We start from the raw sequence: 11742 nt of genomic DNA on the forward strand, positions 1-11742 counted from the left end.
AAGCCCGGCGGTCGGCCTCGCCCGACGTACGCGCCTTGAACGACCTTCGACCCACGAGTTACAAGGAGAAGACCCGGTGGTCAGCAGCGATCAGCGACGGCGGCAGCTCGCCAGGGAGAAGTTCGAGCGCCAGCAGCAGCGCAGGGAGCAGGCGCGGAAGAAGGCGAAGGTCCGCAACTCCGTGATCGCGGCGGCGCTCGCCGTGGTGCTCGCGGGCGGCGGCGCCGTCTATGCCTTGGGCCTCACCGGGGAGGACAAGAAGGACGACGCCGCGCCGCTCGATCCCCCGCCGAGCGCCTCCCCTTCCGAGAGCAGCCGGCCGGCACCGGCGATGGCGATCGACAAGAAGGCCAAGTACTCGTTCCAGCTCAAGACCGACCAGGGTGACATCGCGATCGCGATGGACGCCGCGAAGACCCCGCACACGGTCAACTCGTTCAAGTCGCTGGCGGACAAGGGCTACTTCGACGGCACGAAGTGTCATCGTCTGACCACGGAGAACATCTTCGTGCTGCAGTGCGGCGACCCGAAGGGCGACGGCACCGGCGGTCCCGGCTACACGATCCCCGACGAGAACCTCGACGCGCTCGGCAAGGCCGGCGCGGACGGCACGGTCACGTTCCCGGCGGGCACGGTCGCGATGGCGAACACCAGCCAGCCCGACACGGGCGGCAGCCAGTTCTTCCTCGTCTACAAGGACACCAAACTCCCGCCCACGTACACGCCGTTCGGCACCATGGACGCCAAGAGCCTCAAGGCTGTTCAGGACGTGGCGAAGGCAGGCGTCGAGGGCGGCGGCGCGGACGGTCCGCCGAAGAAGGCCGTGACCATCGAGAAGGCCACCGTCCCGAAGGCGTAGCCGGGCAATTTCGGCCGCGCTGAGTGCGGACAGCCGGGTGGCCGGTCGCCTAGATTGGGCGTTGTACGGCGCGTGCTGGACGCGCGCCGTGGAGGGCGGGCGAGGCCCGTCCAGGAAACTGTGGACGATGCCCGGGGGACGAACCCCTCGTCGGCATCAGGTTGAGGAGGCGCTGTGAGCAGCGACCCGTGGGGCCGCGTCGACGAGACGGGCACCGTGTACGTGCGTACTGCCGAGGGCGAGCAGGTCGTCGGATCGTGGCAGGCCGGGACTCCAGAGGAGGCTCTTGCCTACTTCGAGCGCAAGTACGAGGGCCTGGTGGTCGAGATCGGCCTCCTCGAGCGGCGGGTGAAGACCACCGACCTGTCGGCCAAGGACGCCCAGGCCGCCATCGACCATCTGCGTCAGCAGGTGGACGAGCACCACGCGGTGGGCGACCTCCAGGCGCTCCGGGTGCGGCTCGACGCACTCGTGGCAACGGTCGAGAAGCGCCGTGAGGAGCGAAAGGCACAGCGGGCGAAGCAGACCGACGAGGCGCGCAAGGCCAAGGAGGCCCTGGTCGCCGAGGCGGAGGAGCTGGCCCAGAGCGAGCAGTGGCGGTCGGCGGGCGAGCGGCTGCGTGCGCTGGTGGACACCTGGAAGGGCCTGCCCCGGCTCGACCGGAAGTCCGACGACGAACTGTGGCACCGGTTCTCGCACGCGCGCTCCGCTTTCTCCAAGCGCCGCAAGGCGCACTTCGCGTCGCTGGACGCGCAGCGCGAGGAGGCCCGCAGGACGAAGGAGAAGCTGGTCGCGGAGGCCGAGGCGCTCTCCGGTTCCACGGACTGGGGTGTCACCGCGGCCCGCTACCGGGACCTGATGACGCAGTGGAAGGCCGCCGGCCGTGCCCAGCGGGAGGCAGAGGACGACCTGTGGAACCGCTTCCGCGGCGCCCAGGACGTGTTCTTCGCCGCCCGCAGCGGCGTCTTCGCCGAGCGTGACGCCGAGCAGGCGGAGAACCTCAAGCTCAAGGAGGAACTCGCGGCCGAGGCGGAGAAGCTGGTGCCGGTGACCGACCTGAAGGCCGCCCGTGCCGCTTTCCGTTCGATCAACGAGCGCTGGGAGGCCATCGGCCATGTGCCGCGGGACGCCCGTCCCAAGGTCGAGGGCCGGATGCAGGCGGTGGAGAGGGCCCTGCAGGAGTCCGAGGAGAACGAGTGGCGCCGGACGAACCCGGAGGCGCGTGCGCGTGCCGAGGGTCTGACCGGCCAGCTCCAGGCGGCCGTCGACAAGCTGCGCGGCCAGATCGACGCGGCCCGCGCTTCGGGCAACAACGCACGGGCCGACAAGCTCGCCAAGGAGCTCGAGGGCCGTCAGGCGCTGCTGGACCAGGCGCTGAAGGGCCTGCACGAGTTCGGCGGCTGAGGCACTCTGCCCCGGTGGTCCGGAGCCCGGCGACGTACCGTCGCCGGGCTCCGGCCGTTCAGCGTCCCAGCGGGCGCCGTCGGGAGCTCCTGCCGCCCCCGTGTCCGCGCGGTCTACGGCCTGCGTGCCGAGGTCACACGGTAGACGTCGTAGACGCCCTCCACGCCGCGAACGGCCTTCAGGACATGGCCCAGGTGCTTGGGGTCGCCCATCTCGAAGGTGAAGCGCGAGGTGGCCACCCGGTCGCGTGAGGTCTGCACGGCCGCGGAGAGGATGTTGACGTGCTGGTCGGAGAGGACCCGTGTCACGTCGGACAGCAGCCGGGACCGGTCGAGGGCCTCGACCTGGATGGCGACGAGGAACACCGACGACTGGGTGGGGGCCCATTCGACGTCGAGGATCCGTTCGGGCTGCTGCGAGAGCGAGTCCACGTTGACGCAGTCCGCGCGGTGCACGGACACGCCGCTGCCGCGGGTGACGAACCCGATGATCGGGTCGCCCGGCACCGGTGTGCAGCAGCGGGCCAGTTTCACCCACACGTCCTCGACGCCCTTGACCACGACACCCGGGTCGGCGCTCTTGCGGCGCTTGCTGCGGCCGTGGGACGGCGGGGTGGACTCGGCGAGGTCCTCGCTGGCGGCCTCCTCGCCGCCGAGGGCCTGCACCAGCTTCTGCACGACGCCCTGCGCGGCCACATGGCCTTCACCGATCGCCGCATACAGCGACGAGATGTCGGGGTAGCGCATCTCGTGGGCGAGGGTGACCAGGGAGTCGCCGGTGAGGATCCGCTGGATCGGCAGGTTCTGCTTGCGCATGGCGCGCGCGATGGCGTCCTTGCCCTGCTCGATGGCCTCGTCGCGGCGCTCCTTGGAGAACCAGGCGCGGATCTTGTTGCGCGCCCTCGGCGACTTGACGAAGCCCAGCCAGTCACGTGACGGGCCCGCGCCCTCGGCCTTGGAGGTGAAGACCTCCACCAGGTCGCCGTTGTCGAGGGTCGACTCGAGCGGCACGAGACGCCCGTTGACCCGCGCCCCTATGGTGCGGTGACCGACCTCGGTGTGCACCGCGTAGGCGAAGTCGACCGGGGTGGCGCCCGCGGGCAGCGCTATGACGTCGCCCTTGGGCGTGAAGACGAAGACCTCGTTGCGGGAGAGGTCGAAGCGCAGCGACTCCAGGAACTCGCCCGGGTCCTCCGTCTCCTTCTGCCAGTCCAGCAACTGCCGCAGCCACGCCATGTCGTTGACGGTGTCCTGGCCGGCCGTGCCCTTGCCGGCCTTGGGGACGTCGGTGCGGATCTTGGAGGCGCCGGCGACGGTCTCCTGCTTGTACTTCCAGTGCGCGGCGATGCCGTACTCGGCGCGGCGGTGCATGTCGAAGGTGCGGATCTGCAGCTCGACGGGCTTGCCGTTCGGTCCGATGACCGTCGTGTGCAGCGACTGGTACATGTTGAACTTGGGCATCGCGATGTAGTCCTTGAACCGCCCCGGAACCGGGTTCCAGCGGGCGTGGACGGTGCCCAGTGCCGCGTAGCAGTCGCGGACCGTGTCGACGAGGACGCGGATGCCCACGAGGTCGTAGATCTCCGCGAAGTCCCGGCCGCGGACGATCATCTTCTGGTAGACGCTGTAGTAGTGCTTGGGCCTGCCGGTGACGGTGGCCTTGATACGGGCGGCGCGCAGATCGGACTGGACCTCGTCGGTCACTATGGCGAGGTACTCGTCGCGCTTGGGCGCCCGCTCGGCGACGAGACGGACGATCTCGTCGTACATCTTGGGGTAGAGGATCGCGAAGGCGAGGTCCTCGAGCTCCCACTTGATGGTGTTCATGCCCAGGCGGTGGGCCAGGGGCGCGTAGATCTCGAGCGTCTCGCGGGCCTTCTTCTCCTGCTTCTCCCGCTTGAGGTAGCGCATGGTGCGCATGTTGTGCAGCCGGTCGGCGAGCTTGATGACCAGGACGCGCGGGTCCTTGGCCATGGCGACGACCATCTTGCGCACTGTCTCGGCCTGGGCGGCCTCACCGAACTTGACCTTGTCGAGCTTGGTGACGCCGTCGACGAGCAGGGCGACCGAGTCACCGAAGTCCCGGCGGAGTTGGTCGAGGCCGTACTCGGTGTCCTCGACCGTGTCGTGCAGAAGCCCGGCCATCAGCGTCGCCGGGTCCATGCCCAGCTCGGCGAGGATGGTGGTGACGGCCAGCGGATGCGTGATGTACGGGTCGCCGCTCTTGCGCTTCTGCCCGCGGTGCCAGCGCTCGGCGACCTGGTAGGCGCGCTCGATCTGGCGGAGCGTCGACGTCTCGATCTTGGGGTCGTTGCTGCGCACGATCCGCAGCAGCGGCTCGAGCACCGGGTTGTACGGGGACGAGCGCTGCACGCCCAGGCGCGCGAGACGGGCGCGTACCCGGTTCGAGGAGCCGCCGGTGCGCGCCGTGCTCGGTGGCAACGGCTTGGGCGCCGAGACGGGGACCTGGCTCACTCGCTCGGGCGCGGCCGGCCCCGGCCTCTCCGCCCGCTTCGGCTCGGGCGTGACAGGGGATGCCGCGGCCTTCTCGGCCTTCTCGTCGGGCTGCGCGGCGGCGGGCTGGGCCTCGTCTGGCAAGAGCGCTCCTCGTGCGGGTCCGGGTCCCCCGGGTCAGGCCCGGAAAGCCCATGGTATCGACCTCCGCCGCCCCGATCGCGCGGGGAGGGGAGGGTGCTCACAACGCGAGACGGGCACCCGGTTGTTCCCGGGTGCCCGTCTTTACGGGTGAGCGGCCCGAGCTGTCGGTGAATCCGCAGCTCAGGGGCGCGTCAGATGGTGATCAGGGCCTCCAGCGGGGCCCCGGCGAGCGCCGGCTCGAGCCGGGCCCGGCCGCCGAGGAATCCCAGCTCCATCAGGACCGCGACGCCTGCGACCTCGGCTCCGGCCCGGCGGATCAGCTCGAGGGACGCCTCCGCGGTGCCGCCGGTGGCGAGGACGTCGTCGATGACCATGACGCGGTCACCCGCGCTGAGGTCCTCGGCGTGCACCTCGATCTCGGCGGTGCCGTACTCCAGCTCGTACGCCTGGGAGAGCGTCGCCCCGGGGAGCTTGCCCGCCTTGCGGACCGGGATGAAGCCCATGCCGGCGCGGACGGCGACCGGCGCGGCCAGGATGAAGCCGCGGGCCTCCAGGCCCACGATCTTCGTCGCGCCGTGCCGGACGCAGAACTCGGTGAACGCCTCGGTCAGCGCTGTGAAGGCGACCGGGTCCGCGAGCAGGGGCGTGATGTCCTTGAACATCACCCCCGGCTTCGGGTAGTCGGCGACGTCACGGATACGGCTGAGCAGCAGCTCCTGGGTGCTGAGCGCCATCAACGCCTGCCCGAGGGGCGGCCACGGCCACGGCCGCGGGGTCCGACGACCGCACCGGCGGGCGCGGCGCCGTCGGGCACCGCGTCGTCCGGCGCCTCGCCCTGCTGGTCCTCGCCTGCTTCGCCCCGGGCCCCGGCGGCCGCGCGCTTGGCGAGCACCCGCTTCTTCAGGGCCTTCATCTGCGGGTCGCGTTCCTTGAGGTCGGCGACGAGCGGGGTGGCGATGAAGATCGAGGAGTAGGCACCGGCCGCGAGGCCGACGAACAGCGACAGCGAGATGTCGTTGAGCATGCCGGCGCCGAGGAAGCCGCCGCCGATGAACAGCAGGCCGGCGACCGGCAGCAGCGCGACGACCGTGGTGTTGATGGAACGCACCAGCGTGCTGTTGATGCTGCGGTTGGCGATCTCGCTGTAGGTGAAGCGGGTCTGCTTGGTGATGTCCTTCTGGCCTTCCTTGAGGCTGTCGAAGACGACCACCGTGTCGTACAGCGAGTAACCGAGGATGGTCAGCAGACCGATGACCGTACCGACGGTGACCTCGAACCCGACGAGCGAGTAGATGCCGACCGTGATGGTGATGTCGTGGATCAGCGCGACCAGGGCCGCCACGGCCATCCGCCACTCGAAGGCGATGGCCAGGTAGATCACGACCAGGAGCATGAAGACGCCGAGGCCGGTCCAGGCCTTGTTGGCGATCTGCTCACCCCAGCTGGGGCCCACGAGGTCGGCGTTGATCTTGTCGGCCTCGATGTTCAGGGCCTTGGCGAGCTCCGCCTGGACGCGGTCGGCCTCGGCCGTGTCCACGCCGCTGATCTGGATCCGCAGACCGCCGGTGCCCAGCTCCTGGACGATCGGGATGTGGTCGGAGATCTCCTCGGCCACCTCCGTGGCCTGGGTGACGCTCACGTCCGCCTTCGGGGTCGTGAAGACGGCTCCGCCCTTGAACTCGATGCCCATGTTGAGGCCCTGGACGGCGAGGGCGACGATCGCGGTGATCGTGATCAGGATGGAGACGCCGTACCAGACCTTGCGCTTGCCGACGAAGTCGTAACCGACCTCGCCCTGGTAGAGCCTGGCGCCGAGATTGCCGAGTCGCGACATCTCACGCCTCCTTCGGTTCGGTCGTCGGGGCGGTGGTGCGGCGCGAACGGCGCAGCGGCGGCTTGGCGCCGAGCCGCTTCGGGTCGAGTCCGGACCACGGGTGGCCGCTGGCGAAGAACTTCCGGCGGGCCATGAGCGTCATCACCGGCTTGGTGAAGAAGAAGACCACGACCACGTCGAGCAGGGTGGTCAGACCCAGCGTGAACGCGAAGCCCTGGACCTTTCCGACGGTGACGACGAACAGCACCGCGGCGGCGAGGAACGACACGAAGTCGGAGACCAGGACGGTGCGACGGGCGCGCGGCCAGGCGCGCTCGACGGCGGGACGCAGGGTGCGTCCTTCCCTGATCTCGTCACGGATGCGTTCGAAGTAGACGATGAACGAGTCGGCGGTGATACCGATGGCGACGATGGCGCCGCAGACCGCCGGCAGGTTCAGCGCGAAGCCGATGGCCGGGCCGAGCAGCGTCATGATCGTGTACGTGAGGATCGCGGAGACGCCGAGGCTCAGCAGAGCGATCAGCGACAGCCCGCGGTAGTAGACGACCAGGTAGATGACGACCAGGGCGAGACCGATCGCACCGGCGATCAGACCGGCCTTGAGCTGCTCGCCGCCGAGGGCGGCGGTGACGGTGGTGACGCTGTCCTCTTCGAAGGACAGCGGCAGCGCGCCGTAGGACAGGATGTTGCCCAGGTTCTGGGCGGAGTCCTGGTCGAAGTTGCCGGTGATCTCGGCACTGGCGCTCAGGGTCTGGTTGACCTGCGGGGCCGAGACCACTTCACCGTCGAGGACGATGGCGAACTGGTTCATCGGGGGCTGCTGCTGCGACAGCCGGCTGGTGATCTTCTGGAACTTCTTGGCACCGGCCTCGGTGAAGTCCATCGTGACGATCCACATGCCGCGCTGCTGGTCGAGCTGACCCTTGGCGTCGTCGACGTCCTTGCCGTTCACCTCGGCGGGACCGAGGATGTACTTCTCCCACTGACCGGCGCTGTTCTTGCCGCAGGCGACGGTCGGCTCGGTCGGCTTGACGTTGTCGCCGAGCGTGCCGCGGGCCTTGTCGTCGGTGCAGTCCAACGTGGTGAACTGCTTCTCCAGCGCCGCGGTGGCCGGGTCGGCCGACGGCGTCGGCACGGGGCTCTCACCGGGCTTGGGGCTCTCGGACGCCTTGGGCGATCCGGACGCGGACGGGCTGGGGCTCGCGGCCGGGGCCTTGAGGCCCTCGGTGACCGCGCGGCCCTGTGTGGTGGCACTGGCCGACGGTGTGCCGGACGGGGAACCGGACGGCGGGGTGGCCGTCTCCTTGTCCTTGTCGTCCTTGGGCGCACCGCTGGTCGAGGCGCTCGGGGAGGGCTCCGGGGCGGCCGGACCGCCGGCGGCGACCGTCAGAACGGGCCGGAAGAACAGCTGGGCGGTGGTACCGACCTGCTCACGGGCCTGCTCGGAGTTCGTGCCCTTGGGGATGTTCACAATGATGTGACTGTTGCCCTGGGTCTGAACCTCGGCCTCGGAGACGCCGAGACCGTTGACACGGCGCTCGATGATGCCGACCGCGGTGTTCATGTTGGTCTCGTTGACCGCGTTCTCCTGGCCAGGCTGGTTCTTGGCCTCGAGCGTGATGGTCGTACCGCCCGCCAGATCGATGCCCAGACGCGGCGTGAGCTGACCGGCCCAGAACATCCCGCCCGTGAGCGCGACCATGGCGATCAGGATCAGAGCCAGGGCGCGCCCCGGCTTGCCCTGAGCCCCCGCGGGCCTTCGGCCCCTGTTCGGTGCTGCCACCTTCTCGTTTCTCCCTGTCCAACCGCCCACGGCGCAGGGTGTGCGCCCGGGGCGGCCACGAAGTGTTGTGGGGGCCTGCCCCCGCGATCAGTCGGCACGCCCGGGGGACCGCACGGACGCCTGCCGGCGTCGACGCGGTCCCCGAATCGTGGCTACTTCGCGTCGGCCTCGCCGTCGGCCTTGCCGTCCTTCGGCTCGACGCCGTCCTTCTCGGCCTCGGCGCCGCTCTCGGTCTTCTCGGTCTTCTTGCCGAGGTCGAGCTTGGCGTCGTCCGCGGGCTGGTCCGCGTCGTCGGCGGCGGTCAGCGAGGAGGCGTCGTCGGGAACGACCTCGGTGTCGGCCGAAGGGTCGTCGCCGTGGACGATGCGGTTGTACTCCTCGTCGGAGAGCACGGCACCGATCGCGTTCTTCGCGAACACCAGGTGGACGCCGGGAGCGGCCTCGAGGAGGACCGTGTCGTCATTGACCTCCTTGACGGTGGCGTAGAGGCCACCGATGGTCCGCACGCCGGTTCCGGGCTGCATCTGGTCGCGCATGTTGGCGGCCGCCTGCTGCTTCTTCTTGGCGGAGCGGGTCATCAGGAACATGGCCCCGATGAGCACGATGAAAGGGAGGAGGGTCAAGATATCCACGGGGGAATTCCTTCGCATGACCGCGCTGAGTGAGCGGCCGATCTACGGGGGTGGGCACGCCGACCTGTACGGGCGGCATCGGCGGAGTCTAAGCGAGTCCGCATCGATGGAACAACGCCCAGCATCCCACCGTGGTTCCTGGGCGCGCGAGTCTCCTCGCCGTCACGTCCCGAACAGACCCTGTTGTCCGCTTGCGCCCTGCGCCTGCTGGGGCGGGGTCAGCCCGAGGTGTGTCCACGCCGCGGGCGTGGCCACCCGGCCACGGGGAGTACGGGCCAGTAGCCCCTCCCTCACGAGGAACGGCTCGGCGACCTCCTCGACGGTCTCCCGCTCCTCCCCCACGGCCACCGCCAGCGTCGACAGGCCGACGGGACCGCCGCCGAACAGCTTGAGCAGAGCCTGGAGCACGGCCCGGTCGAGGCGGTCCAGACCGCGGGGGTCGACCTCGTACACCTGCAGTGCCGCGGCGGCCACCTCGCGGTCGACCCGGCCGTCGGCCTCCACCTGCGCGTAGTCGCGCACCCGGCGCAGCAGACGGTTGGCGATACGGGGTGTGCCGCGGGAACGGCCGGCGATCTCGGCGGCGCCGTCGGGGTCGATCTCCACGTCGAGGAGCTGCGCGGAGCGGTGGATGACGCGCTCGAGCTCGACCGGCTCGTAGAACTCCATGTGTCCGGTGAAGCCGAACCTGTCCCGGAGCGGCGGCGGCAGCAGACCGGCCCTGGTGGTGGCCCCGACCAGCGTGAACGGCGGCAGCTCCAGCGGGATGGCGGTGGCGCCGGGACCCTTGCCGACGATGACGTCGACCCGGAAGTCCTCCATCGCCATGTAGAGCATCTCCTCGGCGGGGCGGGACATCCGGTGGATCTCGTCGAGGAAGAGGACTTCACCTTCCTGGAGGGAGGAGAGGATGGCCGCGAGGTCGCCCGCGTGCTGGATGGCGGGGCCGGAGGTGATACGGATCGGCGCGTTCATCTCGGACGCGATGATCATGGACAAGGTGGTCTTGCCGAGGCCCGGCGCCCCGGAGAGAAGGACATGGTCCGCGGTGGCGCCGCGCTGCCGGGCGGCCCGCAGGACGAGGTCCAGCTGCTGGCGGACCCGTTCCTGGCCGACGAACTCGTCGAGCGTCCTCGGCCGAAGGGCCGCCTCGACGGCACTGTCCTCGGTGTCGGCGGAGGGCGTGACCAGCCGGGCGTCCGCGGCGGTGGTGGTCTCGTCTTCCCAGTTCACGTGTGTCTGCCTTCTCGGTGGTGGGTGGGACGGGCAGGGGAACAGGCCCCTCTCGGACAGGTCACCGCGCCCGGCTCAGCGACTGGAGCGCCGCCCGCAGCAGCGGGCCCACCTCCGGGGCCGCCCCCATGGCCTCCGCCTGCGGCGCCACCGCGGCGACCGCCTCGTCCGCCTCCCTGGTGGCATAGCCGAGGCCGATCAGCGCGGCGTGCAGCTGGTCGCGCCACGACTGGCTGACCGGGGCGCCGACGGCGGGGCCGGAGCCGAGCGGCTCGCCCAGCCGGTCCTTCAGCTCCAGCAGCAGCTTCTGTGCGCCCTTCTTGCCGATGCCGGGCACCGCGGTGAGCGCCTTCTCGTCGCCGGTGGCGACGGCGATCCGCAGCGCGTCGGGGCTGTGCACGGCGAGCATGGCCTGCGCCAGCCTCGGACCGACGCCGCTCGCGGTCTGCAGCAGCTCGAACACCTGACGCTCGTCGTCGTCGGCGAAGCCGTAGAGCGTGAGCGAGTCCTCACGGACGACGAGCGAGGTGGCGAGCTTCGTCTCCTGGCCGATCCGCAGCTCGGAGAGGGTGTTCGGGGTGCACTGGACGGCCATGCCGATGCCGCCGACCTCGATCACCGCGGTGGTCGGTGCGAGCGCGGCGACGGGGCCGCTCACGAAGGCGATCATGCGGTACGTCCTTTCGATGCGTACGTCGTGCGGTGCGCGGCGACGGCTTGCTGGAGGCGGTTCTGCGCGGGGGCGCGCCAGATGTGGCAGATGGCGAGGGCGAGGGCGTCCGCCGCGTCGGCCGGCTTCGGCGGGGCGTCGAGCCGCAGCAGCCGGGTCACCATCGCGCCGACCTGTGCCTTGTCGGCCCGGCCGCTGCCGGTGACGGCGGCCTTGACCTCGCTGGGGGTGTGCAGGGCCACGGGGATGCCGCGCCGTGACGCGCACAGCATGGCGACGGCGCTGGCCTGGGCGGTGCCCATCACCGTGCGCACATTGTGCTGGCTGAACACCCGCTCCACGGCCACGAATTCGGGCCGGTGCTCGTCGAGCCACTGCTCGATGCCCTGCTCGATGGCGACGAGCCGGGCGCCGAGCTCGGCGTCCGGCGGGGTCCGTACGACTCCGACTCCGCGCATCGTCAGCGGACGGCCCGCGACGCCTTCCACCACGCCCACGCCGCACCGGGTCAGCCCCGGGTCCACGCCCAGTACGCGCACGCGCCCCTCCCATCGTTCATCTGTTTGTGCAGGCTATCGGCTGCCACCGACAGAGCACGGACGGGGCGGCGGGGGCGGGGGCCGGCGGCCCCGCCGGATGGACCCGTTTTACTGGGGTGCGGCGTGGGCCATCGACATGGCCGCGTGGGGGCGGTGGGTGTGTGGGGAGGCGGTCTGCCCGGGGTGGCTGG

The 11742-nt window shown here is 70.4% G+C and carries 10 protein-coding genes; 2 read left to right on the forward strand and 8 right to left on the reverse strand.

Annotated features, from left to right (window positions below):
- Positions 1–76: 76 nt before the first annotated feature.
- Positions 77–859: a peptidylprolyl isomerase gene (locus tag ACIPJI_RS35225; RefSeq protein ID WP_307705408.1), complete on the forward strand. Its 783-nt coding sequence runs from the start codon at positions 77–79 to the stop codon at positions 857–859.
- A 174-nt stretch (positions 860–1033) separates the two neighbouring features.
- Complete coding sequence (locus ACIPJI_RS35230; protein WP_307705409.1) at positions 1034–2263, forward strand: DUF349 domain-containing protein; 1230 nt, start codon at positions 1034–1036, stop codon at positions 2261–2263.
- Between the two features lie 113 nt (positions 2264–2376).
- Here ACIPJI_RS35230 and ACIPJI_RS35235 read toward each other — a convergent pair whose 3' ends face one another.
- The 8 genes from ACIPJI_RS35235 to ruvC form a co-directional block, all read right to left on the reverse strand.
- Positions 2377–4737: a bifunctional (p)ppGpp synthetase/guanosine-3',5'-bis(diphosphate) 3'-pyrophosphohydrolase gene (locus ACIPJI_RS35235; protein ID WP_307710291.1), complete on the reverse strand. Its 2361-nt coding sequence runs from the start codon at positions 4735–4737 to the stop codon at positions 2377–2379.
- Between the two features lie 314 nt (positions 4738–5051).
- On the reverse strand, positions 5052–5594 hold the full coding sequence (locus ACIPJI_RS35240) for an adenine phosphoribosyltransferase (protein ID WP_307705410.1): 543 nt from the start codon (positions 5592–5594) through the stop codon (positions 5052–5054).
- The gene (gene secF / locus ACIPJI_RS35245; RefSeq protein ID WP_307705411.1) at positions 5594–6694 is read right to left on the reverse strand and encodes a protein translocase subunit SecF; all 1101 of its coding nucleotides are present in this window, start codon (positions 6692–6694) and stop codon (positions 5594–5596) included. Before secF ends, ACIPJI_RS35240 begins: the two co-directional genes overlap by 1 nt.
- A gap of 1 nt (position 6695) precedes the next feature.
- Positions 6696–8477 (reverse strand): protein translocase subunit SecD, encoded by a 1782-nt coding sequence (gene secD, locus ACIPJI_RS35250; RefSeq protein ID WP_402251007.1) that lies wholly within the window; start codon positions 8475–8477, stop codon positions 6696–6698.
- A gap of 152 nt (positions 8478–8629) precedes the next feature.
- Entirely contained in the window at positions 8630–9109 is a 480-nt protein-coding gene (yajC, locus tag ACIPJI_RS35255; protein WP_402251010.1) for a preprotein translocase subunit YajC, read from the reverse strand.
- A 162-nt stretch (positions 9110–9271) separates the two neighbouring features.
- Positions 9272–10342 carry a Holliday junction branch migration DNA helicase RuvB gene (ruvB, locus tag ACIPJI_RS35260; protein ID WP_402251012.1) on the reverse strand — a complete coding sequence of 357 codons (1071 nt, stop codon included), beginning with the start codon at positions 10340–10342 and terminating at the stop codon, positions 9272–9274.
- A 61-nt stretch (positions 10343–10403) separates the two neighbouring features.
- Positions 10404–11012: a Holliday junction branch migration protein RuvA gene (gene ruvA / locus ACIPJI_RS35265; RefSeq protein ID WP_307705415.1), complete on the reverse strand. Its 609-nt coding sequence runs from the start codon at positions 11010–11012 to the stop codon at positions 10404–10406.
- Entirely contained in the window at positions 11009–11551 is a 543-nt protein-coding gene (gene ruvC / locus ACIPJI_RS35270; protein ID WP_159693799.1) for a crossover junction endodeoxyribonuclease RuvC, read from the reverse strand. The genes ruvA and ruvC overlap by 4 nt, the downstream gene beginning before the upstream one ends.
- Positions 11552–11742 lie beyond the last annotated feature (191 nt).

Source organism: Streptomyces sp. NPDC086835 (assembly GCF_044745705.1).
In the GTDB taxonomy this organism is placed as follows: domain Bacteria; phylum Actinomycetota; class Actinomycetes; order Streptomycetales; family Streptomycetaceae; genus Streptomyces.